At 41.4% G+C, this 26,755-nt stretch carries 24 protein-coding genes; 13 read left to right on the top strand and 11 right to left on the bottom strand.

Annotation, left to right across the window (positions count from 1 at the left end):
• Positions 1–29 precede the first annotated feature (29 nt).
• The gene (gene hppD / locus M3O96_RS20275; protein WP_249723929.1) at positions 30–1,124 is read right to left on the bottom strand and encodes a 4-hydroxyphenylpyruvate dioxygenase; all 1,095 of its coding nucleotides are present in this window, start codon (positions 1,122–1,124) and stop codon (positions 30–32) included.
• A gap of 49 nt (positions 1,125–1,173) precedes the next feature.
• Between hppD and M3O96_RS22075 the strand changes: the two genes are divergently transcribed.
• Positions 1,174–1,305 (top strand): hypothetical protein, encoded by a 132-nt coding sequence (locus tag M3O96_RS22075; RefSeq protein WP_283774055.1) that lies wholly within the window; start codon positions 1,174–1,176, stop codon positions 1,303–1,305.
• A gap of 118 nt (positions 1,306–1,423) precedes the next feature.
• Here M3O96_RS22075 and M3O96_RS20270 read toward each other — a convergent pair whose 3' ends face one another.
• Genes M3O96_RS20270 through M3O96_RS20260 form a run of 3 tightly spaced genes read right to left on the bottom strand, consistent with a single transcriptional unit; the run spans position 1,424 to position 4,152 of the window.
• A complete protein-coding gene (locus M3O96_RS20270) occupies positions 1,424–2,431 on the bottom strand; it encodes a lysophospholipid acyltransferase family protein (RefSeq protein ID WP_249723928.1) in 1,008 nt (335 codons plus the stop codon).
• A 23-nt stretch (positions 2,432–2,454) separates the two neighbouring features.
• Positions 2,455–3,384 (bottom strand): bile acid:sodium symporter family protein, encoded by a 930-nt coding sequence (locus M3O96_RS20265; RefSeq protein WP_249723927.1) that lies wholly within the window; start codon positions 3,382–3,384, stop codon positions 2,455–2,457.
• 30 nt (positions 3,385–3,414) lie between these two features.
• A complete protein-coding gene (locus M3O96_RS20260) occupies positions 3,415–4,152 on the bottom strand; it encodes a class I SAM-dependent methyltransferase (protein WP_249723925.1) in 738 nt (245 codons plus the stop codon).
• 228 nt (positions 4,153–4,380) lie between these two features.
• Here M3O96_RS20260 and M3O96_RS20255 point away from each other — a divergent pair, with 228 nt between their 5' ends.
• The 4 genes from M3O96_RS20255 to M3O96_RS20240 all read left to right on the top strand — a co-directional run bounded on the left by M3O96_RS20255 (position 4,381) and on the right by M3O96_RS20240 (position 9,580).
• Complete coding sequence (locus M3O96_RS20255; protein WP_249723923.1) at positions 4,381–6,231, top strand: CBS domain-containing protein; 1,851 nt, start codon at positions 4,381–4,383, stop codon at positions 6,229–6,231.
• The gene (locus M3O96_RS20250; RefSeq protein WP_249723914.1) at positions 6,231–7,424 is read left to right on the top strand and encodes a succinylglutamate desuccinylase/aspartoacylase family protein; all 1,194 of its coding nucleotides are present in this window, start codon (positions 6,231–6,233) and stop codon (positions 7,422–7,424) included. Before M3O96_RS20255 ends, M3O96_RS20250 begins: the two co-directional genes overlap by 1 nt.
• Positions 7,425–8,095: 671 nt before the next feature.
• Positions 8,096–8,602, top strand: coding sequence for an acyl-CoA thioesterase (locus M3O96_RS20245; protein WP_249723912.1), 507 nt, complete (start codon positions 8,096–8,098; stop codon positions 8,600–8,602).
• A gap of 390 nt (positions 8,603–8,992) precedes the next feature.
• Entirely contained in the window at positions 8,993–9,580 is a 588-nt protein-coding gene (locus tag M3O96_RS20240; protein ID WP_249723910.1) for a T9SS type A sorting domain-containing protein, read from the top strand.
• Between the two features lie 123 nt (positions 9,581–9,703).
• Here M3O96_RS20240 and M3O96_RS22215 read toward each other — a convergent pair whose 3' ends face one another.
• The 3 genes from M3O96_RS22215 to M3O96_RS20230 all read right to left on the bottom strand — a co-directional run bounded on the left by M3O96_RS22215 (position 9,704) and on the right by M3O96_RS20230 (position 12,500).
• Positions 9,704–9,949, bottom strand: coding sequence for a DUF1016 N-terminal domain-containing protein (locus M3O96_RS22215; RefSeq protein ID WP_502798925.1), 246 nt, complete (start codon positions 9,947–9,949; stop codon positions 9,704–9,706).
• A gap of 293 nt (positions 9,950–10,242) precedes the next feature.
• Positions 10,243–11,526: an ADP-ribosylglycohydrolase family protein gene (locus tag M3O96_RS20235; protein ID WP_249723908.1), complete on the bottom strand. Its 1,284-nt coding sequence runs from the start codon at positions 11,524–11,526 to the stop codon at positions 10,243–10,245.
• On the bottom strand, positions 11,523–12,500 hold the full coding sequence (locus M3O96_RS20230) for a phosphotransferase (protein WP_249723907.1): 978 nt from the start codon (positions 12,498–12,500) through the stop codon (positions 11,523–11,525). Before M3O96_RS20230 ends, M3O96_RS20235 begins: the two co-directional genes overlap by 4 nt.
• Positions 12,501–12,821: 321 nt before the next feature.
• On the opposite strand from M3O96_RS20230, the gene M3O96_RS20225 reads away from it, so the two are divergent.
• The 5 genes from M3O96_RS20225 (at position 12,822) to M3O96_RS20205 (ending at position 20,741) form a co-directional block, all read left to right on the top strand.
• A complete protein-coding gene (locus M3O96_RS20225) occupies positions 12,822–13,313 on the top strand; it encodes a hypothetical protein (RefSeq protein ID WP_249723897.1) in 492 nt (163 codons plus the stop codon).
• A 356-nt stretch (positions 13,314–13,669) separates the two neighbouring features.
• The gene (locus tag M3O96_RS20220) at positions 13,670–15,205 is read left to right on the top strand and encodes a M20/M25/M40 family metallo-hydrolase (protein ID WP_249723895.1); all 1,536 of its coding nucleotides are present in this window, start codon (positions 13,670–13,672) and stop codon (positions 15,203–15,205) included.
• 870 nt (positions 15,206–16,075) lie between these two features.
• The gene (locus M3O96_RS20215; protein ID WP_249723893.1) at positions 16,076–17,233 is read left to right on the top strand and encodes an acyl-CoA dehydrogenase family protein; all 1,158 of its coding nucleotides are present in this window, start codon (positions 16,076–16,078) and stop codon (positions 17,231–17,233) included.
• A gap of 132 nt (positions 17,234–17,365) precedes the next feature.
• Entirely contained in the window at positions 17,366–19,048 is a 1,683-nt protein-coding gene (locus tag M3O96_RS20210; RefSeq protein ID WP_249723884.1) for an AMP-binding protein, read from the top strand.
• Positions 19,049–19,139: 91 nt separating this feature from the next.
• On the top strand, positions 19,140–20,741 hold the full coding sequence (locus M3O96_RS20205; protein ID WP_249723882.1) for a GMC family oxidoreductase: 1,602 nt from the start codon (positions 19,140–19,142) through the stop codon (positions 20,739–20,741).
• Between the two features lie 170 nt (positions 20,742–20,911).
• On the opposite strand, the gene M3O96_RS20200 is transcribed toward M3O96_RS20205, so the two are convergent.
• Both M3O96_RS20200 and M3O96_RS20195 read right to left on the bottom strand, forming a co-directional pair.
• Positions 20,912–21,481: a Riean_0653 family protein gene (locus tag M3O96_RS20200; protein ID WP_249723880.1), complete on the bottom strand. Its 570-nt coding sequence runs from the start codon at positions 21,479–21,481 to the stop codon at positions 20,912–20,914.
• Positions 21,462–22,181, bottom strand: a complete 720-nt coding sequence (locus M3O96_RS20195) for a hypothetical protein (RefSeq protein ID WP_249723878.1) — start codon at positions 22,179–22,181, stop codon at positions 21,462–21,464. The genes M3O96_RS20200 and M3O96_RS20195 overlap by 20 nt, the downstream gene beginning before the upstream one ends.
• 107 nt (positions 22,182–22,288) lie before the next feature.
• Here M3O96_RS20195 and M3O96_RS20190 point away from each other — a divergent pair, with 107 nt between their 5' ends.
• Positions 22,289–23,656, top strand: coding sequence for an AGE family epimerase/isomerase (locus tag M3O96_RS20190; RefSeq protein WP_249723877.1), 1,368 nt, complete (start codon positions 22,289–22,291; stop codon positions 23,654–23,656).
• Positions 23,657–23,764: 108 nt separating this feature from the next.
• Here M3O96_RS20190 and M3O96_RS20185 read toward each other — a convergent pair whose 3' ends face one another.
• Positions 23,765–24,148: a nuclear transport factor 2 family protein gene (locus M3O96_RS20185; RefSeq protein WP_249723875.1), complete on the bottom strand. Its 384-nt coding sequence runs from the start codon at positions 24,146–24,148 to the stop codon at positions 23,765–23,767.
• Positions 24,149–24,161: 13 nt separating this feature from the next.
• Positions 24,162–24,599, bottom strand: a complete 438-nt coding sequence (locus M3O96_RS20180; protein ID WP_249723873.1) for a DUF6526 family protein — start codon at positions 24,597–24,599, stop codon at positions 24,162–24,164.
• A 96-nt stretch (positions 24,600–24,695) separates the two neighbouring features.
• Between M3O96_RS20180 and M3O96_RS20175 the strand changes: the two genes are divergently transcribed.
• Together M3O96_RS20175 and M3O96_RS20170 are read left to right on the top strand one after the other, a co-directional pair.
• Complete coding sequence (locus M3O96_RS20175) at positions 24,696–26,039, top strand: polysaccharide deacetylase family protein (protein ID WP_249723871.1); 1,344 nt, start codon at positions 24,696–24,698, stop codon at positions 26,037–26,039.
• A gap of 57 nt (positions 26,040–26,096) precedes the next feature.
• A complete protein-coding gene (locus M3O96_RS20170) occupies positions 26,097–26,519 on the top strand; it encodes a hypothetical protein (RefSeq protein WP_249723864.1) in 423 nt (140 codons plus the stop codon).
• The last annotated feature ends 236 nt before the right edge of the window (positions 26,520–26,755 follow it).

The raw sequence follows: 26,755 nt of genomic DNA, 5'->3' as shown, positions 1-26,755 counted from the left end.
TTACTTCCCGACTTCCTACTTCTGACTTCCTACAAATTCCCCCTCAATTCCTGTTCTCGTTCAATCGCTTCGAACAAAGCCTTGAAATTTCCTTTTCCGAATGATTTGGCACCTTTCCTTTGGATAATTTCATAGAATAAGGTAGGACGGTCCTGCACAGGCTTGGTAAAAATCTGTAAGAGATAACCTTCTTCGTCCCGGTCCACCAAGATATTCAGATCTTTTAAAGGCTGCAGGTCTTCATCTATCTGCCCAACTCTATCCAGTAAGTCTTCATAGTAGGAAGCCGGAACTTCAAGGAATTCAACGCCTCGTTTTCTTAATTCCGATACCGTGTGGATAATGTCCTCTGTAGCAATGGCCATATGCTGCACGCCAGGTCCGTTATAAAAATCAAGGTATTCCTCAATCTGCGATTTCTTTTTCCCTTCAGCAGGCTCGTTGATCGGAAATTTGATAAATCCATTGCCATTAGCGACTACCTTAGACATCAATGCCGAATATTCCGTGGAAATGTCCTTGTCATCGAAGGTGATCAGAAGTTCAAAACCCATCACTTTTTCATAAAAATCCACCCACTTATTCATTTCACCCCATCCTACATTACCGACACAGTGGTCAATGTATTTTAGACCTATCGGGGTAGGATTGTATTCGCTTTTTCTAGGTTTATAGCCAGGAAGAAAAACCCCTTTGTAATTTTTTCTCTCGACAAAAGTATGGATTGTTTCGCCATAAGTGCGGATAGAAGCCGTTACGACTTCTCCAAATTCATCTCTGTGGACTTTCGGTTCTTCGTATGCAACAGCTCCGCGGGTGACGGTTTCGTTGAAAGATTGTGCAGCGTCATCTACCCATAGCGCCAATACTTTGACACCATCACCGTGTTTTTTAATATGGTCAGCGATTGGGTGCTTTTCTTTCAAAGGGGTGGTCAACACGAGCCTGATTTTATCCTGTTTCAATACATAAGAAGCTCGGTCTCTGACACCTGTCTCGGGCCCTGCGTAGGCGATCAGCTCATATCCAAAAGCATATTGGTAAAAAAGGGAAGATTGCTTGGCATTGCCTACATATAATTCGACATAGTCTGTCCCGTTGATGGGAAGAAAATCCTGTTTCATAATCTAATGTGTTTTGGGTTTATATTTTAATGAGTCAAATATAGGGAAAATGAAAAGGTTTGGGGCAGTTTTCCAGTCGCAGTTTTCAGTTGGCAGTTTTCGGGTGCAGTGGTCAGTCGCAGTGTTCAGTGGTCAGTTGCAGTTAGCAGTCTCAGTGGTCAGTCTCAGTTTACAGAGGTGATTTGTCTTTCAGGCACCTTGACTGTTATAATTGGACCAACAACTTCTAACTTTCAAAACTTTCCAACTTTTTAACTTCCAAACTTCCAAACTTCCTGCCTTCTCAACTTCCAACCTCCCTACTCCTGCCCGTTCCTATTTGCCAATAGGTATATGAGGCCTAAAAATGCCCAAGAGAACGACCATTCCACAAGATCTAATTTGGGTAATCCAAAAACCAAAAATCCATACCAAACAGGAATCATAACTAGTCCGATCACAAATTTGAAAGTGGCATAAAATACTTTGTCTTTGATTTTTGGCTGAATCCATAGCCAGATCCAATACAATGGAAAATGCAGCACTTTCATGACTTTATTTGAAAAATAGGGTCTGGAATATGGTTTTTCGAGGGGATCGGAATTTTCTTTGAATAAAAATTCCCTGACCTTTTTGGGTTCGGTAAGGTCAATTCGGTTTTGAATGAGATCCTCTAAATCTCTTTCATAATTTTCATCGGGAATTGTAGTGACCAAAGGTTCCAATGCCTTGTAGGCAGATGTCATCAATGTCTCAAAAAGCGGGAAGTAATCACTTGGTTTGATTGGTTTTCCAAATACAAGACTGACCTTGCTTCCGGAATACCGGTGGTTACTGTAATTGATGCCAACCGGTAATACAACCAAATCAAGTTCGGGGTACTTTTCCAGAGTTTGGTACGCTATACGTGCAAATCCTTTTTTCAAAGGCCTTAGGTTTCTTACGTTGCTGTGATTTCCTTCTGCGAAGATGACAATGCTGCCTTTTTCCAATAAAATACTGACACTTTTGTCAAAAGTCTCATTGTTTTTTTCCATGTTATTGATCCCATCCCTGACCCGATATATTGGGATCATCCTGATAAAATCCAGCAAGGTGGCAATAAAGGATTTTTTGAAAACTGACGCCCTGGTCAAAAAATGGGGTTTCAAATCGGTATGTGTGGCGATAAGAATAGGGTCAATCAGTGCATTTTGATGGTTGGATACAATCAGGACAGCTTTGCCTTTCGGTATATTTTCCTTTCCATAAACTTTGATTTTGGTAAAATATCCATGAAGGGCAATTTTGACAACAAGCCTTAGAATAGCATTGAAAAGGTTTTTCATGAATCGGATTTTTAATTACCTGTCTAACCTTTTTGGGTAGCCAATCTCGGGTTTGTTTCTGTGATTCTTTTCCAGTAAGTCGCCAGGCTCATTCCCGAAATGATGTGCCAAATGCCCCACCATGCTGCAATGATAGCCATGCCACCCAATCCATCGAAATAAGTAAAAATAAGGACCAATGCCAAACCGGAATTTTGGATTCCTGTTTCAATAGTAAGTGTTTTGGTATCAGCCAAACTCAGTTTTCCAAGTTTTGAAAGAAAGAATCCTGAAAAAAGGGCGACAAAATTATGTCCAAGTACCCACAGGAATATCAAGCCGATAAACTTCAAAAACAAGTTGTAATTTCCAATGAAGGCGATGACGACAAAGGAGGCAAAGATAAGGATGCTCACCGGCTTCAGGATTTTAGTGGCTTTTGCGGCCCAGTTAGGAAAGCGGCTATTGACCATCATACCCAGGACCAAGGGAATCCCTAAAATCAGCGCCACTGTCTGAAACACATCAGCATAGGATAAGGAAATCTCCTTTAATAAATCGGCTGTAGGTCCATAAAATCCAGACCACAGCGCAAAGTTGAATGGGGTAATAAAGATTGAAAATCCTGTAGAAAACGCGGTCAATGATACTGACAATGCGGTATTTCCTTTGGCCAAATGAGTCATGAAATTCGAAACATTTCCTCCCGGACAAGCTGCAACGAGAAACATGCCCAAAGCTACAGATGGTGGAGGATTGATTAGATAGACCAATACCAAAGTCAGAAGAGGAAGAAAAAAAAATTGTGAAGCAATACCTAACCCAAATGATTTCGGATTTTTTGCTATGTATTTGAAATCAGCCATTTTCAGATCCAAGGCAACACCAAACATGATGATGGCCAAGGAAACATTAAGGAGTAAAAGGGAGTCCTGACTGAAATTTAAGCTACTGCTGTCAAGTTCTTCTTGCATTTTTAGGAGTATGATTTAAAGGGGAAACAATCATTTTGACGCTGAGGCAATCTTCGATATCATCTTTCCCGCATAGCCTACCTCTTTGAGATTGATGGTTTCTTTAGGGTTTTTCATCATGTCCTCATAGGTAAGCTTGTCAATTTCAGCAAATAGCTTTTCATCGATTTTGAAATTCCTTTCTTTGAATCCGGATTTGGGCATTACAAATCCCAGTCCGTAATCTGTATTGATGACCCCAGTTTCTAATAGGTCAGGATACTTTTGAATCAGGTATGCTACAGACTTCCAGACATCTCCACACCATTCACCTGTCCATCCTTTTAGATTTTTTATTTCCTCATCTGTAGGAAAAAATTCTGCAGGAAATGCAGCAGCCGCATTTGGCGGATAGCAGTCATGCATGAGGATCAGTCCTTTTGGATTTAAGTATTCCAGAGAATTGAGTACATCGTTGAGTGATGTTCTGAAATTGTGCAATCCGTCAACAAGCACAACGTCCAAGTGTCCAAGTTGCTTGAGATAGTCTTTATGATTGGCAAAAAAAGCATCACTCTCTTCTGTGAAATACCTGTTATGCTTATTACTTGGCCATTTAATGAGATTTTTCAATTTCCGCCCGATAGGGATTTTGAAAACAGGATCAACTGCAGTTTTGTTTTTTGCCCTTATTGGAAGGAAGGATTTGCCAGTTTGACAGCCTATTTCAAGGTAGTTTGTAAAACCAGTTTTGCTAAAAATCTCTTGTATGATTTGGATCCGATCCATGTTTATTTTTTTTTAATTGTGTAGTAAAATTCTTTATGCCCTAAATTCAAACTTAATAAAATAAAGTCAATTTATTGGGATCAGAATTTCATGGGAAATTCTGATCCCAATCCAATTCCGGATTAATAATGATTATAATCAGCAAATTAATATCAACCTGAGATGTGACTTTTCTCATGTTTTTCAGGCTTGATTTTCCTTAGCTTCACAAATAATAGAGGAGAAACAATGGGTTCAAAAAATGTTCAGAAACTAAGAGGAAAAAAACAAAGAGCCATCTACCTTCATCATTTGGTTAGGGATCTAGAAGCACTTGAGTTGCTGATTGAGAATGACATGTTTGAAAAATCACCGATCCGGATCGGGGCTGAACAGGAGTTTTGGATTGTTGACAAAGAGTTTTTGCCAAACAATAATTCCCTTCAAGTCTTGAAGGAAATCAACGATGGGCATTTCACTACCGAAATCGGAAATTATAACCTAGAAATCAACACCGACCCAATTGTCTTAGGAGGCGATTGTTTTTCTTTTCTCCATCGAGACCTTGATGCCTTACTGGACAAAGCCAAAAACGCCGCTCAGAAATCTGATTCGAGGATTTTACTCACCGGAATTTTGCCTACCATCGCGCCAAAGCACACTACCTTAGATAGCATGACGGCAGTAGATCGCTATTTCATCTTGAATGAAGCAGCCAAAGAATCCCGTGGACAGGACTTCAGTATTCATATCAAAGGAGTGGATGAGGTGACGATGCTGCATGATTCGGTCATGCTGGAGGGATGTAACACAAGTTTTCAGATGCATCTTCAGGTCGATCCGGATGAGTTTGTTGACTTGTTCAATTGGTCTCAGGCGATCACCGGACCAGTTTTGGCGGCATGCTGCAATTCTCCTTTACTTTTTGGGAAAGAGCTTTGGAGTGAAACAAGGATTGCACTCTTTACACAAAGTGTTGATATCAGGACCAATTCATTGCTCCTGAATGAAAATCAGCCTAGGGTAAGTTTTGAAAGCAAATGGCAAACAGGTTCCATCTCAGATGTCTTCAAGGATAACATTGCACGGTTTCGAAGCATTCTTACCGCGGATTTTGATGACGACAGTGTTGATTTAATAAATAAAGGTGAAATACCGTTGCTGAAAGCCCTCTGCCTTCACAATGGAACTGTCTATCGGTGGAACCGCGCCTGTTATGGCGTAGGTGGTGGCAAGCCTCATTTGCGCATTGAATGCAGGTACATTCCTTCGGGTCCGACGGTCACCGATCAGATTGCCAACCTGGCTTTTTGGGTAGGATTAATGAAAGGCATACCTAACAAATATAAAGAGATCCACACCATGATGGATTTCAAAGATGTGAAATTCAATTTTTTGGCTGCTGCAAGGTACGGCATGGCTGCGCAGTTTCATTGGGATGGAAAATTGTATACAAGTCAGGACCTACTGTCAGAGGTATTCTTGCCCATGGCAAAAGAAGGTTTGACAAAAGTTGGCATTTCGGAAAATGACATTGAAAAGTACCTTTCAGTCATCACAAAACGCATCAAATCACATAATGGATCGCAATGGATTACCAAAAGCTATCGAAATCTGCTCCGCACCAAGAAGCCGGATGCTGCCTTACAGGTTTTGACTGCAAACATATTTCTGCATCAAGAGACACAAAAACCCGTTTCTGAATGGGAGGTACTACTCCCGGAGGCCATGTCCAATTTCAATATCACCAAAAAAGTCCACCATGTCATGAGTACCGATATTTTTTCTGTGGAAGAAAAAGATTCCATAGAATTGGTTGCCCACATGATGAAATGGAAAAATATCCACCACATGCCTGTCATCAAGGCAGACAAAGAACTATTGGGGATTTTATCTTGGGTTGATGTCGAGGTGCTTTTTGAAAACGGGGATTCAACAAGTGCCACGGTCAAGTCGCTGATGAAAACAGAATTGATCACTATCGATCAGGATAGCACAGTAGACGATGCCAAGGCATTGATGGAAAAGCATAAAATCCGTTCCTTGCCGGTGGTAAGGGATAACAAACTTGTCGGAATATTGACTTCAAATGACTTGTAATGGACACTCAAATTTTGACTCCGAAAAAAAACCTCCCCGCTAGCCGGGTTATTCAAAAAATCAAAGGTAATAAACCCGGGCCCACGGTCTTGTTTTTTGCAGGCATCCATGGCAATGAACCTGCAGGAGTCAATGCCCTCGCGAGGGTATTTGAAGATATTTCTGCCAAAGAGAACAATTTGAATGGAACTATCTATGGTATTTTAGGTAATCTCAAAGCGCTGGCAGAAGGCAAAAGATTTGTCGATGTAGACCTCAACAGGCTTTGGACCAAGGCAAACATCAAGATGGTTTCAAACAAAAAAGCTCTTTTGGAAGAAGAAAAAGAACTTCTCGACCTTTTGGATTTACTCAAAGAAATCACCAAATCTGAAAATGGCCCTTTTTATTTTATTGATTACCATACGACTTCGAGCAAAACGCTTCCTTTCATTACTATCAATGACTCGATGATCAACAGGAAATTTGCAATTCAATTTCCTGTACCCATTGTACTTGGAATAGAAGAGCACCTTGACGGGCCTTTGCTGAGCTTTATCAACCAATTGGGATATGTGGCCATCGGATTTGAATCCGGGCAACATCAGGATCCTGAGGCTGTCAGCAATAGTGTGGCTTTTACATATTTGACATTGGTAGCTGCAGGGGTCATTGGAAAATCTGATTTAGAGGATTATGATAAGTATAAAATGCAATTGAAAAATGCTTCCAATTCTGTCAATGATATCTTTGAGGTGGTATACCTTCACAAAATCACTGGTATGGATGTATTCAAAATGTTGCCCGGGTATGAAAGCTTCCAAAAAATCAATATAGGAACCCATTTGGCAACCAATAATTCTGAGCCTGTTTATGCTTCTTTTGACGGAATGTTGTTTATGCCACTCTACCAAAATCAGGGAAGCGATGGATTTTTTATCATCAGAAAGATCCCTGCATTTGCATTGACACTTTCGGCTTTTTTAAGGAAAATCAAATTTGACAATCTCTTCACCTTACTTCCGGGAGTAAAATGGGAACATCGGGATAAGGAAATCCTGCGGGTTGATCTAAAGGTTGCTAAATATATGGCCAAGCCATTTTTTCATTTACTTGGTTACCGTGTCAGGTATTTGGATGGACAGTACCTCCGAATGTACAACCGTGAAAAGGCCTCTAAAAAGAAAATGTATAGTAATGAGGAGTGGTGGTAGGGTTTTTACTTTAATTTGATAGAGTTGAAGGAATGTTAGGGGAAGGTCGGGGGAGGAAGGATGAATTTGGTAAGAGGTAAAAAGTTAGAGGTTCAGATGAAATAGGGTGCGGAAAGAAAAGGAATGATGAATTCAAAATTAATAATGAGGAATGAATTTCTATAGATATTAAGAGATCCCAATATAGCAAAGATGCTATAGGGAATAGACAAAAGGTACCTAAAGGGTAACGCAGAGGCGGAGTATGGTTAGGGAGGACACGGAGTATGGGTAGGAGGGACACGGAGTATCCTTATGGGAAGGTGGGGGAGACTATAGCGGAACTACAGGTATGGGGTAGGAGATCCTTAGGTTTTGGGTAGGATGAAACCATTTATTCTAAATAACCTTTAGGAAGTATTTAACTCAGCCTGATAAAGTTTTTGAGATTATGATGTTGGCCGCAAATATTGTTTAATTTGTTTCTGTTTTGGGTAGGATGAAACCATTCTAATAACCTGTAGGAAGTATTTAACTCAGCCTGATAAAGTTTTTGAGATTATGATGTTGGCCGCAAATATTGTTTAATTTGTTTCTGTAATAACCTTTAAACCAATAACAAATAACCAATTTTTCCCCAAGTAGGAACAATTCAATAAATTCATGTTGTTCCATCCTTAAACCGAACTCAGATGTTTGAATACAATCCAGAAAAGCATTATCCAAAGGAAACCGAAAGCCGCGTCGTCATCAGGTTTCAGGATTGTGACCCCCTGCAGCACCTCAACAATGCCAAGTACTTCGACTACTTTTTCAATGCCCGTGAAGATCAGGTTCCGAAGCTCTATGGCGTAGAGGTCATCGATTTTATCCGCAAATACAAATCAGCTTGGGTGGTCTATAACCACAACATCTCCTATGTCCGTCCCGCCAAAGTAGGGGAGTGGGTCCGCATCATGAGTCGCCTGCTGTGGTATAACCACAACACCATCGTCGTCGAATACTACATGACTGATGATACAGAAAAGGAACTAAAAACCGTCCTTTGGACCACCATGCGCTATGTCACTGTCAAGGAAGGAGCTTCGACCAATCACGAAGGAGCAGTTTTGGAATTCCTCAAAGCAACTTCCGAAAACCTCGATATCAGTAACATGACGATTTCTGAAAGGGTCAAAATCATCAAATCAGAATTATAAAAGCCATTTGTCCGCTTTTCTTGACCGATGTAGAACGGAACCTGTACATAACCGTACAGGTTTTTTGATTTGATTATTGTCAAAAATTTTTTGAGAATATTTTTCAAAATTAATTTTGGTTAATTTTCTCTAGACCATGCAACCTTTGGCAAAGTAGCAACTTTAGTTTTTTGCCAAAACCTGTCCTGAAACAGGACACTTTGATGTCCAATTGTATCAGGACAATACAGGTTTTGGGTTTCCATTACTTTTCCGCAAACAATGGAATGTGAATCAAGTGACGTTTGTGTTAAATTTTTTTAATATGGGAATTTCTTGTCCCGATGCCTAAAAATTTTTGGAACAGAAGATGGATAAGGGATCATACCAACTTATAAACAACCACACAAAATGAAAAAATTACTCACACTCGCATTAGCCGCCACACTAGGTGTAGCCAGCTTCGCAAACGCATCAAATGAAGGAATCGAAGAAATGTCTTCCGTACGTTCCAAAGACAAAAAAGTATCCATCTCCTTGAAAGAAGGTTTGGGCAAAGTCAAACTTGCTGTCCTTGACAGTGATGGCAAGAAGCTTCATCAGCAATACGTAAAAGTAAAAGGAGACATGCAGATTCCTTATGACTTTTCATTGCTTCCTGCCGGAGAGTATCAAATCTCTATCGAAAGCAATATCAAAGAGCCAAATGCTGAAAAAATGATCTACACCGTCGAAACCAAAGAGGCACCTGCACCACTACCATTGATGGCCTACGGTAAAAGTATAGACGAAAACTCTTTCAGATTGGCAGTGATTGGATTGGAAGAACCGGGTACTAAAGTTGAAATTTTAGACCAAAAGGGAAATGCTATTTTTTCTGAAAAAATCGATCAACCTGAAGGATTTGCCAAAGTCTATCACTTGAAAAATTTAACAACAAAGGATGTGTCATTGAAAGTAACTGACGCCACCGGAAGAACAAAAACTCTTTACCTGTAAACTTAACCACTATTGTAGACCAAAGCCCTGGAGTTGATTCTTCAGGGCTTTTATCTGCTGGTACTTGAAGGTTGTTTCTTGGGAGGTTCTTGAATTGTGCATTTGCAGAAAGCACAATTTTTATTATAAGATTTTCATTGTTTTGAGATTCGTCCGTTGATAATTGACGAATTTGGTGGTTGGCAAAACCCAATTGGCTAATTGTGCAGACACCGTCCGCACAATTTGCGGATACGATTGATAAAACTGACGAAATGATTTAAGATTTCTTGATTCAAGACCTTTAATATTAATTGAGTCAGCTAATTGATCAAGTAATTTTTCACCATAATTAGCACGGTCCTTTCCATTTTGCTCAAATTCAACGATGTAAAAACCTATTAATCAATTTCGGATTGTAAGGCTTTTGTTGACAGCTGTCAGCGCACTTTGGTGGAGTGTGACATGAGTTTGCTGGATGGTATTTACCAATAAATCAAAGTTCATAGAGCTGGCGAAGAATAACCTAAAATATATAAATCGTAGAATAAATAGAGGTAAGTCAATCTCAAGCTGTTTAAAAATTGATTTGTAGGAATAAATTGATGACCCAAAATTTACAATCCCATCAACCAATTACCCATTAAACAATTAAACAAATAACCAAATAACCAATTAACCACTTACTTATACCTCCTCAATAAATTCTCACTCATATTCTCCGCTAATTCCACCAAGTCAATGTCGAGTTCTTTTTTGTTGACTTCGAGAGCTTGGTTTTTCATCTGCTCGGGGAGGCGGTCGAAACCATAATATGCTCCTAATATCCCACCGGCGATGGCTGCCGTGGTGTCGTTGTCTCTGCCATAGTTGACTAGGAAGATGAGGGTTTTCTCAAAATCAAAATCCGCAAAAATCATGGCTGTCAGGACCTGAAGGTGGATTTCACCGGCGTGGAAGGGCATGTCTTGCAGGTGTTGGTCGAGTTGCTCGAAGACAGGCTGCAAGTATTCGGGTGTCCAAGTTTGGGCTTTGGCGAATCTTTCCTCCTCGGTGGTGAACGTTGCTTCATTGATCGTTTTGGCTTCCTGCACGATCTGAAGGGCTGTCTGCAGGATCCTGTAGGAACTTCTTCCCACCAACCTTGCTCCATAGTATTGCTCTGGATCGACCGACCTCAGCACGTCAAGTACTTCGGCTTGGGTGGCGTCTTTTTTCATGGCTGCAGAGGTCATCGCTGCGGAAAGTGCCGTGATGTCTTTCGCATAACCGATGTCAAACAAGGCCAATTTGAAAGCTTCGGAATAGGCTTTTTCAGGGTTCTCAGGAAAAAACGCCCCGATCGCAGGGGCATAAAGCAATCCTGCGCAGACCATTTCCCCGCCATAGAAAGTACTAAGCCCGATCTGATAACCGTTGAGGTCATTTTTGACATACGGCCGTGCTGCTTTTGCCCATTCCTGTAGCCACCCGACTTTGAGAGAATTTGCTTCAAATGGTTGGGCGGTTTCGCTTTCGATGGTTTTGTACTCAGCAAGGTACCCATCAAATTGCGCCAAGATATGGGAGGCAAACTGTTTAGGTTCGAGTGATTTTGGGTTTTCTCCTGCAAGGTATTCGAAGACGAGTTTTTTCCACCTTGTGTCGTCGGTGGTTCCGCCGGCAGGTAGATTTGCTTTCCAGATTCCTTCAGGAGACACTTCCCTGACCATGGAGTCCAAATCCTGCACAAAACCATATTCGGCGCTGATCATTTCGCGGGACCACATTTCAGTGGGCGCGCCCATGGCATCACCTATCGCCGAACCAACAAGCATTCCCAACACTTTGTCCCGCAGTTCTTCGTCCGAAAGTGTCAAAGCTTTGATATCCTCTTCAGGGATTTCGGTGTTGTTTTCGGGGCTTTTGCAGGACATAATAAGACCCAATAAAGCGATCATGATGCTTGTACTTATACTTTTTTTCATGGTTTTTGGATCAATGTTGCTGCTTCATCAGCCAAGGAGGATTTCTCTTCCAAGGTCAATGCCAAGGGGAGTTGCGCCAATCCGATAAGCCTTCGGAGGATTTCTGTTCCTATATATTGGTGGAGCAATTTTTCATCAAGCGCTGATTGGGAGGTATATCGGGCAAGGATGTTTTGAATAGTTTCCGGGTTTGTTTTGGCCATTTTGAGATGGGCGATCAAGACACCAAGGTCAAATTCCGCATCTCCCATAAAGGCAAACTCCGGATCGATGACCTTCAAGCCCGAGTCTACCCTGATCCAACTTCCCGGATAAAAATCACCGTGGAGTAGGTGATTTCCTTTTTGCAGGTACCTTTTGCCTAATGTTTTGACGGCATTTTTCAGGGCAAGATCAGTTTTATATTTCATAGACAGGGCCTGCAATCCCGGCTGTATGTTATCGAGGTCAAATCCATTGAACTCCATTAAGGGATAGAAGAAAATGTGCTCATGGTTGAGCTTTTTCATCTCCATATTGTCAGGAAAATTGCGGATTTCAAGTTGGTGGAGGGAAAGGAGGTAATCTGGGAGGGTAGCGATTTCGTCAGGGGAAAGGTCCATTCTCTTACTGTAAATGCCCATAAAGTCCGCGCCGATACCTAGGTCATCCATAGCTACTAGGTGGTTTTTTTTGTCCCGAAAAATGATTTTGGGAGAAAAACCGGAGAGGAAAACATGGGAATTGACGATCCGATAGTAATCATCCTCAATAAATATCCTACCCAAAGGAGCGGGAATTGTAGGGTATTTGTTGACAAAAGGACGGGATTGCTTTAGGATGAGGCTGCTGGTTTGGGTTATCAGTCTCACGACCACATTCATATTTCCTTCGCCGGCTTTGCTGTATTCCAGAATTTTTTCATCGGGCAGGAGTAGACCCGCATTTCGGAGATATTTTTCTTGGGATGGATCAAGGGGTAATTGTAAAATCATGAAAATGAGTTTGGGACGAATTGAGATATTACATTGATTGCAGCGACCATTTTGAATTTTTTACATTTTTGGATGATCAATTAAAGGAAGAATTTCTTCAATCAATTAATCAAAAATATTGGCAATTAGTTTATTGAACTCTATCATTTATTCCCAAAAGTAATCCTATGCCTTTGTGGAAAAAAATCAGTCTTGGGTCATCAAACTTCTTTCTATTCAAAAAAAAATTGAACTAACTTTTACAAATAATTTTTAAATTCTCTTTTTAAATTAAGTATTACTTTTTACTTTTCACTATCCCAAACATAAACTATTTACTCTATGAAAAATATCCAGCTTTTTTTTATTGGATGCATTCTGATTTTATTTTCAGCTTGTCAGGAAAAGGAGGATATTTTTTCTCCCGAATTGATTGGGACTTGGGAAAAAACAGGCATTGACCCTACCTATGGATTTGAAGGGGTCTTAAGTTATAACTTTAAAACAGATGGAACCTACACCTGGAGTATTAGCTATAGAGAACCTGGTGCTACCGAGAATATAGGCTACCAATTAATTTGGAAAGGAAATTTTCGATCTACAGATAATCAGTTAACACTGATGCCTCAAGAAACTTTTTATCCTGCAGAAAATTTTAGAAACCCACCCGGTGCCAAAATGGAAGATATGGTAAAACAAGAATTTTATCCGGGTCAGGTAGATATTTATCAAATTAACCTTTCAAACGACGGAACGGAATTTCTACTTTTTGCCCAACCTGTTGCCGGTAATGGACCTCCATCTGACGATATTCTTTTTGTCAAAGTTAAGTAAGGAAGTAATTTAGCTTATGAGGTAAATGATTGCAAAAAATCCAAGATAATATTGGCAGAGAAAAATGTGTGACCTTTTTGTTCCCCATTTATCCTGTTTTTTTAAGTGCATAATCTGTTTGAAAGTCTTACGGCCTATCTGTGAGCTGAATTTGACTCCATTGTCTTGGCCAAAACCTCCAAAGAACTTTTGTCTTTTGGAAAATTGATTCTTTGATAAATCTATAAATTACATTGATGGCACGTACCATTTTGGATTTTTTTACATTTTTGGATTCTCGATCAAACAAACAATCGATACATCGGTCATCGGTTATCGGTCAATAAAACTAGATTTAAAAATTCAATCAATACTTTATGAACCAATCCATCAAATTATCCCTTTTATCCCTCGCTTTTTTACTGTTCATTGGTCAGGCATGGGCACAAGAGCAAGTTGACCTTGAGATGATGCACCGCATCAAAACCGAAGGCATCAACAAATCCCAAATCCAAGACATTTCCTTCCACCTGACGGATTACCTAGGACCAAGGCTTTCAGGTTCCACCAACTTACGAAATGCAAGGGCTTGGACTTCAGAGAAATTCCAAGAGTGGGGACTTTCCAATGTCAAAATTGATTCTTATGGGGAATTTGGCAGGGGATGGAATGTAAAAAAATCGTATGTCGCGATGAAATTGCCCTACTATGCCCAAGTCATTGGCTATCCAAAAGCATGGACAGATGGGACCAATGGATTGGTAGAATCTGAGGTGACTTTGTTGGAAATTAATTCTGATGCCGATTTTGAAAAATACAAAGGCAAGCTCAAAGGCAAAGTCGTCATGGCACCGGCGACGCTGACGTTGAATCCGGCTTTCGAAGCGGAAGCAAAAAGATGGACTGACCAGGAATTGGAAGACAGAAAGACCATCAATATCGGTGGCAACAATGCCCGCTACACTCCGGAAGTGTTGGCGCAGATGCGTGCGCAACGTGATTTGGACCAAAAGCTCACAACTTTCCTTTTGGAAGAGGAAGTCGGGTTGAGGCTTACGGGGACAAGGGGAAGTTTCGGGACGGTATTTCATACAAGAGCCGGTTCATACAGTACCGACAAGAAACCGACAGTTCCTGAAATGGAAATTGCCGCGGAGCATTATGGCAGGATATATAGGTTGTTGAAAAACGGAAAATCGGTCAGCATCGAAGCCGAAATCGAAGTAGAATGGTTGGACGATGATTACAAAGGCTACAATGTCTTGGCAGAAATCCCTGGAACAGACAAGAACCTCAAAGCCGAAATTGTGATGCTTGGAGCGCATATTGACAGTTGGCATGCAGGAACAGGCGCCAATGACAATGCTGCAGGAGTGGCTGTGATGATGGAGGCGATCAGGATTTTGAAAGCTTTGAATGTACAACCGAAGCGGACTATCAGGATTGCCATTTGGGGAGAAGAGGAGCAGGGATTATTCGGGTCTAGAGGATATGTCCAAAAGTATGTAGCCGACAGAACATCCAAAGAGAAAAAGGGCGAATGGGACAAAATCTCCGCTTACTACAATTTAGATAATGGATCAGGGAAAATCCGTGGAATCTATGTGGAGGGAAATGACATGGTTGTTCCGATTTTCGAGAAGTGGTTTGAGCCTTTTCATGAACTTGGTGCCAATACGATCACAAGGAGAAACACCGGTTCGACGGACCATGTGGCTTTTGAAGCTGTGGGCGTACCGGGATTTCAGTTTATACAGGATCCTATTGATTACGGCAAAGGATACCATACCAATATGGATTTGTATGAAAGGATGCAGTTTGCGGATATGACTCAGGCGGCGGTCATCATTGCCGCAATGGTCTATAACACTGCTCAGCGAGACGAAAAACTACCAAGAAAACCTTGGGATTGATTCTTTTTTACCACAGAGGGCGCAATGGTTTCGCGAAGGGCACAAGGGAGTTTAAGCAATCTTCACAGATGGCGCAGAGATCACTGAGATAAAAATATATTTGTTTTTCTTGGTTTAAGCCCTGAAAGGGCGGGATAACAAAAGGATGGGTGCAGCCCATCCTCACAAAGGTGAATTGAATTTGGTTAGCCCTGAAGGGGTGGAATAATCTTCTAGCATGTTCCGCCCTTTCAGGGCTGATTGGCTGCAATAAACAATAGAGAGATTCAGTAGGACACAGAGAAAAAAACATGAATATTCTATCTGTGGACGCTGGGCACTCGGAGGTAGAATCTATACCATAAAGGACGAAATGGTTTCACTAGGGTTTACCACATAGACAAATAGACCACATAGGGAAAAGAATGTAAATCATTTTTCTTTTTTTCTTTGGGTCTCTGCGTGAAATTTGAATCGCTAAGGACGCAATGGTTTCGCTAGGGTTTACCACATAGACAAATAGACCACATAGGGAAAAGAATGTAAATCATTTTTCTTTTTTTCTTTGGGTCTCTGCGTGGAATTTTTACCGCAATGGATGCAGGGGTTTCGCTAAGGGTCGCAAGGGAGGCCTTTTCATTAATTTGAGTGTCTTTTGCGGTTATGTTTTTTCAACACATAGACAGATAGATCACATAGTTCAAATAAATGAAAGTGATTTGGTAATAACCTTTTTTTTTCTCTGGGTCTCTGCGTGAAATAAATCTTTCGATAAGCAGTTCCCAAAAATCCCCTTGGTAAGGTTTATTTTTGATTAATTTTAAACTTTATAATATCCTTCTTATTTAATTCACTGGATATAATCCTGCAATCGTATAAACCCAAATTCTTATGTATTCAGTACCCCGAACGATTTTTACCGAAGAGCATGACATGTTCCGTCAGTCTCTCCGAGATTTTATTGCCAAAGAAATTACACCCAACAATGCCCAATGGGAAAAAGACAAGCAAGTCAGCCGTGAGTCTTGGAAGAAGCTTGGAGAAAACGGTTTTCTCTGTCTCCAAGCTCTCGAGCAATATGGTGGCTTGGAACTTCAGGATTTTAGATTCAATGCTGTTTTCATTGAAGAATTGGGACTTTCGGGTTGCTCCGGTCCTGCGATCGGATATCCGCTCCACAGCGACATCGTGTTTCCTTACATCCACCATTACGGTACCGAAGCGGCCAAAGCCAAATACATCCCGGGCATGATCAGTGGGGATTTGATATCCGCCATTGCGATGACCGAACCTGGCGCAGGCTCTGACCTGCAAGCGATCCGAGCCACGGCAGAGGATAAGGGAGACTATTACCTGATCAATGGGTCTAAGACTTTCATCACCAATGGTTTTCTCTGTGATGTAGTGGTCGTTGCAGCCAAAACAGACCCAAGCAAAGGAGCAAAAGGAATCAGTCTTTTCATCGTGGACAGGGACATGGCCGGATTTTCCAAAGGGGTTCCTTTTGATAAGGTGGGGTTGCATGCGCAGGATACCTGTGAACTGTTTTTTGAAGATGTGAAAGTCCCCAAGGAAAATCTTCTCGGAAAAGTCGGAGAGGGATTCAAATACCTAATGACGGAGTTGGCGCAAGAGAGATTGATTGTGGGATTGGCGGCGATTGCCTTGGCCGAATCTATTTTTAAAATCACGGTGGACTATGTCAAAAACAGACCTGCCTTTGGCAAGATGGTTTCTGATTTTCAGAATACACGGTTCAAACTTGCCGAAATGGGAGCCAAACTTGAGCAGGGAAGGATCTATGCAGATCAGTTGGTAATGCTCCACAACCAGAAGAAAGTCGATGGGGCGATGGCATCCTCTGCCAAGTACCTATTGACCGAGTTGCAGTGTACGGTCTCCGATGAATGCGTGCAGTTGCATGGGGGATATGGGTACATGTGGGATTATTCCGTGGCAAGGGCTTTTGCTGATGCCCGGGTTCAACGTATTTATGCAGGTACCAATGAGATCATGAAAGAGCTGATTGCAAGGAAAATCTTGCAGTGAAATCGATAAAAAATAGAGTTGGAGCCAATTTCAGTCAAAGGAAATTGGCTTTATTTTTTTCCAAATATTAATCTTTTATATTTAGTATTGATAAATTCCCCAAATCAATTCAACCCAAAAATAATAAACCCTATGCATAATTTCCCTTGGTATAAGTTTTACCCCACGAATGTCAAAACAGACATCGATGTCCACGCATATAGTTCAGTCGTCAACCTTTTTGAAGAAAGCGTAAAAAATTACGGTTCTTCCGTGGCCTACGAATGTATGGGCAAGACCATCACTTTCAATGAGGTAGACAAGCTATCCAAAGACTTTGCTTCTTACCTGCAAAATCACCTGAAGCTGAAAAAAGGAGACCGAGTCGCGATCCAAATGCCTAATTGTCTCCAATATCCCGTGGCAATGTTTGGGATTTTGAGGGCAGGAATGGTGGTGGTGAACACCAATCCTTTGTATACGCCAACAGAAATGAAACATCAGTTCAGTGACTCAGGTGCTTCTGCCATCGTAATTTTGGCAAATTTTGCCTGCAGCCTGGAGAAAATCTATGATGAACTCGAAGCCAAACATGTTATCGTCACCGAACTTGGCGACATGCTGGGCGGATTGAAAGGGACGATTGTCAACCTTGTGGTCAAATATGTCAAGAAAATGGTACCTGCCTACAGCCTTCCAAAAGCCATAAGCTGGAAAAAGGTGATGTCTTTGGGCGCTTCGGCTAGCTACAAAAGGGAAGAAATGACCTTAGAAGACGCGGCCTACCTCCAATACACGGGCGGAACCACAGGCGTGTCCAAAGGGGCTGAACTTACCCATGGAAACATCTGCGCCAATATGCAGCAGATCTCCGAGTGGATGAAACCAAAACTCAAAGAAAGAGAGGAAATCGTCATCACTGCCCTTCCCCTTTACCATATTTTTGCGCTGACGGTCAATTGTCTTGCGATGATGAAAATCGGTGCGCACAATGTTCTCATCACCAATCCACGGGATATGCCGGGATTTATGAAGGAACTCAGCAAAGTAAAATTCACAGTAATCACCGGCGTCAACACCTTGTTTAATGGGATGATGAATACTGAGGGTTTTGCAAATCTAGATTTTTCAACTCTCAAAGTCACTGTCGGAGGCGGCATGGCAGTACAGGAAGCCACAGCCAAAAAGTGGCAAAAAATTACCGGAGTTCCTTTGGCGGAAGGCTATGGTTTGACAGAAACTTCGCCTGTTGCTACCTGTAATCCAATAGACGGAACAGAAAGAATCGGTACTATCGGGATTCCGTTGCCCAATACGGATGTCAAAATTATCGACGATGAAGGACAAAATCTAGGAATCGGCCACCGTGGTGAAATCTGTATCAAAGGTCCCCAAGTCATGAAAGGCTATTGGAACCGGCCTGAAGAAACTGCCAAAGTCATGGACGGAGAGTGGTTCAAAACCGGTGACATCGGTATTTTGGATGAAGATGGATATGTAAAGATCGTAGATAGGAAAAAAGAAATGATCCTCGTATCAGGATTCAATGTCTATCCAAATGAAGTGGAAAATGCCATCGCCCTCCATCCAAAAGTGATTGAAGTAGGAGTCATCGGTATGCCTGATCCCAAGTCCAATGAAAAAGTAGTGGCTTATGTAGTGGCAAAAGATAAATCCGTGACTGCGGACGAAATCATTGCCCTTTCCAAAGAAAGCCTGACCAATTATAAAGTTCCGAGGGAAGTGTACTTTGCGGATGAACTCCCAAAATCCAACGTCGGCAAAATCTTACGCAGGAAGATCAAAGAGATGCATGAAAAGACAATTTCAGCCTGATTTGTAAATCAGAAAAACAAAATGGATGCGGTACTTTGAGGAGTTCGCATCCTTTTTTATTTTGATCCAATAAACCCAAAAAGTAACTCAAATGCTATTCGACTATATCATTATCGGCGCAGGTTCGGCAGGATGTGTTTTGGCCAACAGGCTTTCTGAAAATCCCAAAAATACTGTTTTGCTGGTTGAGGCAGGGAATAAGGACACCAAACAAGAAATCCATATTCCCGGTGGCTATACCAAATTGCACAGGTCTGAAGTGGATTGGGCATTTTGGACAGAACCTCAGGATCATGTAGATGGAAAAAGGCTTTTTGTGCCAAGGGGCAAAGTTCTTGGAGGAAGCAGCAGTACCAATGCGATGGCTTATGTCAGGGGAAACAAACTTGATTTCGATGAATGGGAAGCTTTGGGGAATACGGGTTGGGCTTACAAAGACATATTGCCCTACTTCAAAAAATCAGAACATAATGAAGATTTTACAGGGGAATATTATGGCAAAAATGGACCCTTGAATATTGGCTATTCCCGTCAGCCACATCAATTGGGTCATGTTTTTATAGAATCTTGTCAAAAAATAGGTATTCCTCATAATGAAGAATACAATGGTGCCGAGCAGTTTGGGGCCTCTATGCTTCAGTTCAATATCAAAAACAACCAAAGACAAAGCACGGCAACTGTCTTCCTCAAACCAGTTTTGCATAGAAAAAACCTGAAAGTAAAAACAGGTTGCACTGTCACAAAAATAATGATTGACAACGAAAAGGCCACAGGCGTGGAGGTCATCAATGCAAAAGGCGAGAAAGAACAAATTTCAGCTGCCAAAGAAGTTATCCTAAGCGCCGGCGCCATAAAGTCACCACAGATTTTGATGCTATCGGGGATAGGGGACAAGGAGTATCTTGCCCGATTTGGCATCACTTCTACACATCATCTTCCCGGAGTGGGACAAAACCTGATTGACCATGTTTGGTCGGGCCTGAGTTCATTTTCCATAGTTCCTACCGACAACCACACCTTGAAGCCACTCCAAATGGGGAAATCACTTTTGAAATACCTGCTTTTCAAGAAAGGACCATTGTGCAACGGGCCTTTGACAGCCAATGCTTTTTTGGCCTCAAAAGAAGGTTTGGATAGACCTGACCTCCAATTTCATCTCGCTGCTTCAGCGATTGCTGAAGATTACAGTACGGACATTTACGATTATAAGACCTTCCCCTACAAAAGCGGCTTTAGTATCATGGTAATCCTAATCCGGCCCGAAAGCCGTGGATTTATAGGTTTGAAATCTGCCGACCCATTGGAAGCGCCCTTGATTCAACCTAATTTTCTTTCGGATAAAAGAGATTTGGAAGTGTTGCTCAAAGGTATAATGAATGCCAAGGCTGTAATGGAAACTTCACCCTTGAAGGATTTCAGCGAGTCAGGGATTTATTTACCCAACAAATTTGATGAAAAGGGCCTGACTGAACATGTCAAAAAAAGTCTGGAAACGCTCTACCATCCTGTCGGAACCTGCAAGATGGGTCAGGACAACATGGCGGTCGTGGACGAAAACCTGAAGGTCAGGGGGATTTCCGGACTCAGGATTGCCGATGCTTCCATCATGCCCACCATCATTTCAGGCAATACAAACGCTGCCTGCATCATGATCGGGGAGAAGGCCTCGGATATGATTTTGGACAAAGGCTAAGTTGTAATCATGGATAAACCCTTCTTTGCCAGTAACCCTATATTCCTCTTCAGTGGGGACGGAAGACCGAAGTCGGAAGACCGATGTACCTGGCATTTCAGTCCGCAGACAAGAATTTAATTGGATATCCAATCTACTGGCATAATTGCGTAAATACAATGTTGTAATTTTTACAATCGCTGGAAAAAATAGTCGTATCTCCCAAACCGGATTTCATATTTTTTACCAGAAGCGTTTTGAGCAGTGAACCCAAAAGTTCCTGCCATTGCTTTTGAGCCGGGGATATGCTTGACAGTAATCTGACCGGATTCGGCTAGAGTTTCTATTTCCCCATCATTGGAATAAGTAATGATTTTGCCTTTTATACTCGGATTTTCAAAGCTGAATTTTTTTCCAAAATCCTTCTCCATGTCCTTCCAATCCCCGGGAGTCAGTTTTTCTATAGAAAAGTGTAGAGACTTTACGTCATTTAAGTTGTTTTGATCTGACAAACGAAATTCCAAAATGAGAGTAGTATCAGTTTGATTTAGAATGTATCCATTACTTGGACTTCCAAAAACGGTAACCCTCGGATGGTCTTTAAATGGTAAATTGTTGATCATTGCACCGGATTGATTTTTTCCTGATTCTGAGTAAACGGGTAATCTTGGATCGATTGGATCAGGGACAAACCCATCACAGGAAGAAAGAAAAATACCCAAGGCAAAGAATAACCCCGTATTAAAACCTGATTTTTTCATGGTGGATGTTTAATTGGATGCCAAGCATAATAGTGGTGGTGTATAGGTCCGAGATCCTGCCTTGAATCCCCTCTATCGGGTCAATGTCATAATAATCAAGAACTGGGGTGAGTCCAAAAGATGCTCTTGTATAGAAAGAAAGTCTTTTTGAATTGAACAGGTCAAACCCGAAGAATAGTGCTTTTTCGTTTTTTCGAAAAGTAACATCCTCGCCTACATTTGAACCCATAAACCTGTTGAATTCAACGCCGGAATGGATTGAGAAATCTTCCATGACGGCATATTTGACCATCGGTGCAAAACTTCCGTACTCAAGATTGACGCGATATCTGCTTCCATCAAGTCTTAGGGTATAGCCTTTTTGAATTAACAGCAAATCTGTCTTGATACTTAAATTGGGAATATTTCTAAGCGGTACAACCTCGATATTGACACCAAGATGAAGGCTCATTTGTCCTTGGGTTTTCTCAAGGCGGCCATCATGGCGGATATTGGAATAATTGGTACCCGCCATCATCCTTACCTGGGCAAAACCTTCCGGTATCTGAATGAAAAAAACGAAAAAAGTAACCACTATAAACTTGTATCTCATCAAGGAAAACAATTTAGGGTTTGACAAAGAGGATAGCTGTTCAGCTGTCCTTTTGTCCTGACGGGAAATACCAAAAAGATGTCCTGACTTGAACTGGTTTTCTTTCACTTAATACATTTAGTTTTTGTTCAAATTCGAGAATGTTTAAATCCTATGAAAGTGTTTTCCCAAAAAGATTTTATGCTATTTTTAAGATCGCCTAAAACAACCAACCCATGAAACTGAAAATCAGCCTCTTTTTTCTTTCCCTTCTTTTCTGTGCTTCCTGCCAAAAATCGGAAAAATCGGAAGTCGCCGAAAATAAATATAAACTCCTTGCCAAAGAAATGGAAAAATCGCTCAGGGAAAACCTTTTGGAAACCTGGTATCCTAAGGCCATTGACCAAGATTCCGGGGGCTATTTCAGTAATTTTACGTACGACTTTCAACTCAAAGACAACAGTCAGGAAAAGATGATTGTGACGCAGACGAGGCACCTTTGGTCCAATTCCAAAGCGGTGAAAAGCTATCCCCACCAAAGCCATTATGCAGAAGGTGCCAAGCACGGCTTTGAATTTCTTAGGGATAAAATGTGGGATCAGGAAAAGGGAGGTTTTTACCAACTGGTCAACAGGTCAGGCAAGCCGCTTTTGGACAAGTCCCCACACAAAACGGCCTATGGCAATAGCTTTGGTATCTATGCCTTGGCTGCCTATTTCGGAGCTACAGGAGATTCGGCAGGCTTGGACATGGCGATCAAGGCCTTCCGTTGGCTAGAAGCGCATAGTCATGATCCGGTTCATAAGGGTTATTTCCAACATTTGGCCCAGGATGGCACTCCCATAGTGCGTGGAGCTGATACTCCATCCACTTCAGATTTAGGATATAAGGACCAAAACAGTTCAATCCATTTATTGGAAGCTTTAACGGAATTGTATATGGTCTGGAAGGATCCTGTTTTGAAAGAAAGACTGGAAGAAATGCTCTTACTTGTCAGGGATACCATCACCAATGACAAAGGATCATTGGTCTTGTTTTTTCAACCCGATTGGACTCCGGTTTCTTTCCAAGATCAATCTGAAGAAGTCATCATGAAGCATAAAAGCCTGGACCATGTATCCTATGGGCACGATGTCGAAACGGCTTATTTACTGTTGGAAAGTTCGCACGTGCTTGGTTGGGAAAATGATCAGGTGACTTTGACAAAATCCAAAAAAATGGTGGACCATGCGCTGACATACGGCTGGGATAATAGTCTAGCAGGATTTTTTGATGAGGGGTATTATTTTCTTGGTGAGGAAAAACCAAGAGTGATCAAAGATTCCAAAAACTGGTGGGCGCAATCAGAGGGGATGAATACCCTCCTTTTGATGTCGGAATATTTCCCCAATGATAAATGGGATTACTTTGGGAAGTTTGAGCAACTGTGGCAATACAATCAGAATTACTTGATAGACCACGAGTACGGAGATTGGTATTCAGGTGGATTAGACAAGCAACCTGAACTCAAAACTGCCGACAAGGGACATATCTGGAAAGCCAACTACCACCAATTCAGAGCGATGCAGGGATGTATTGAGAGATTGGAAAAATTGAAAAATTGAAAAATTGAAAAATTTGAGGATTGAGGAGAAAAGGTTAAAAGGTTTCAAGGTTTGGAAAGTTGGAAGGTTAAATGGGTCCACAGTCGACAGTCGACCGTGGACATTTTTTCACTGAATAAAATACACCTCGGCAATCTTTCCATCTTTGATTTTGTAGATGGCGATGGCGTTCATAGGCGGATCATTTTTGGAAATGGTAACTTCTTCCTGATCGATCACGGTATTGCCCATGACGATGCGGTTGACCAATCGGCAATGCAGGTCCGGCGTCCTGGCAAACATCCTTCCATAGATGTCATACATTTCTGTTTTGCCTTCATACATAAATTCATCCGGGAACTTGTAAACCCTCACCTTGTCAGCATAGGGAGCTACAAAAGCATCAATATCCCTTTTGTTGTAGGCATCAAGTTGCTCTTGAGCCAATTTCTCTGCTTCCTTTTCCACGGTTACTTGGGCGAATATTGTTCCTGTCACAAATAAAAGAAACAAAGTTAATTTCAATTTATACACGTCTATTGTCCTCCTGCCAATTGTTGATTGCCAATTTGATTTCTTTTGCTTTCATGTCTTCTTTGATTGCTTTCTCTATTAGCGGAAGCAATTCATCATCTCCTGCAAATCTAAGGGAGATAATCTGAGAAAGCTTTAACTTACTTTCTTTTTCCTTGAATGATTTGCCTGTCAATTCAAAATAACGGAATCTCATCTCCAGGCGGATGATTCTATCCTGATTTTTTAGGCCATAATATCTCGCTACCAGAGGCAATAACAGCAATAATGTAGCCGCAATCATGTGGTATAAATGACCAGAAAAGTCTGTGCTATCGATAATCCCATTGACCAAATTGACAACGGTCCAAATGAAAAAAGCAAGTGCCAAGGGAATCAAAACATAATTATGGACTGCGAAATTGCGGGCATGGTTTTTATAGTTTTGCATAAAAATGGGTTTGGATTTTTTTGAAATTTAACCCCATTCTGACCAATTATCAAAAAGATGGGTTGATAGAAAAGTTATTTTTTAATTTTAGAAGCTATGAATCTCAAAAACAAATCCTTAAGCCCAAGATTACTTTCATTGATCATTTTGGTATTCCAAATCCAGTCAGTATTCGGTCAGGCAGAAGCCTTCAAAACCGAAATCCTGAAATGGCCTGATGGTAAAAAAGCAGCCATTTCTATGACTTACGACGACGGAACTTATAACCAATTCCATGTTGCCTTGCCTATTATGGAAGAGCTCGGAATGAAAGGGACTTTCTATATCAACACGGGAGAAATCCCCTCCTCAAAAACCCATGCGCAGTTTTTTGGCAGAGACCCGAAAGTGATAATCGCAGAAACCGCTTCTATTCCAACCAATGCGAAAAATATTTTTGAGCGTGCTTCTTTGATCAGGTTTTTGGATATGCCGGGTGCTGTATCTTACCACGACCGATCTGGAGCAACTTATGAGCAGGGTCGGTTGGAGCAAGCTTTTAAAATCCTCGATGAAGGATTTGCCAAGGCTAGGGAATTGAAAGTCACCGAACTTGTCTATCCCAAAATCATTGATGGTCCGATGATCGATTGGGAAGAGATTCGAAAGTATGCCCAAAATGGCCATGAGTTTGGGGTTCATACAATTTCCCATCCAAGGTTGGCGGTATTGGATGAAAAGAATTTGTTGTTTGAATTGGAAGCTTGTCGGGATGAGATTGAAAAAGAACTTGGAAAAGAGCAGCTTTTTTCTGCAGAATGCCCCTTTGGAACTGAAGATGAAAGGGTGATGGAATATGCTTTGGAGATGTTTCCGGCCCTAAGAAATAGGATGCCTGAAGCTTACTTGGAGGAAATCAACAGATCTGGTAAGATTGACGCGGCACAGGATTATGGCAAAGAATACATCCAATGGCAGCGTGGCCCTTTGTCCAAAACAACCCCTGAACACATGAATTCTTGGGTAGATGAGATCCTGACAAGAGAAGATACTTGGTTGGTTTTGGTATTTCACGGGATTGAAGGAATCGGTTGGGAAGCCATACCGGAAGACCGAATCAGGGCTTATTTTGAATACATCGCCAGCAAATCCAAAGAAGTGTGGGTGGCGCCATTCCGGGATGTGACCCAATATATGAGACAAAGAATGAATACCAACATGACCAAGACGGTCAGTAAGGATATGATAACCCTTACGCTAGGTTCGGTTTTGGATCCCTATTGGTACCGACAAAAATTAACGCTCAAAACGTACATTCCTGCCGGTTGGAAATCAGTCAATTTTCTTCAGGGTGGAAAAACGGAAACACTTGAAGTCCAAAAGGATGCGGAAGGATCCTTTGTCCAATACAATGCTGATCCCCATGGGGGCGAATTAACTTTGAAAAATGTTGGCCAATAAGATTTTTGAAAACCTTATCTTAATTTTTACCTTCGTGCTTTTAAAAATAAAAACGCCATGGATTTCAAAAAATTGGATCAGGATCTTTCAGTCCTTGTAGAGAAAAAAATCGCTTTGAGTAAAATCTCCTATGCTGATGCGGCATACGACGACATCGAAGAAGAGCTTCATGACTTGGAAGATGACTTCAATGAGGAGTTTGGTGATGAGCTCGAGGCTATTTTAGAGAAAATCTACAACCAATTGAAATCGGACAATGATGTATTGTTGCCTTCTGCCTACCTGGCAAATAACTATTCACCATTAGCGCCCGATGCTTATGGGAAAGTGACTTACGAAGTCAAAGGAAAAGAAGGTGTCCCCGTTGAATCAGAGCAGTTTGACAAAATGGATGTCAGGGTTGTCTTGGTCCCAAATCCCGCAAGGTTTATCCTTCAGATCAACGGTAAGTCGATGAAGGATCTTTGGGTGGGACGGTGAGTTGGAATTACGAATTACGAATGACGAGTTACGATTTGCGAATTTTGAAGCAGAATTAATCAGTATTTCAGTCTCAGTATGTCAATGTTCGGTCACTGATATTAGAATCAGGTTTCAGTTACCAAATTATAATTCAGCAGCCAAACAAACCAATTCAACTTGGTGGACTGTCGATCGTGGACAATTAATCAGTCAACCAAATAACCAAATAACTCTATAACCAATTAACCAAATAA

This window comes from Aquiflexum sp. TKW24L, assembly GCF_023502205.1.
Taxonomy (GTDB): domain Bacteria; phylum Bacteroidota; class Bacteroidia; order Cytophagales; family Cyclobacteriaceae; genus Cognataquiflexum.
The sequence above is the reverse complement of the archived record's forward strand: the minus strand, read 5'-3'. Positions and strand labels throughout refer to the sequence as shown.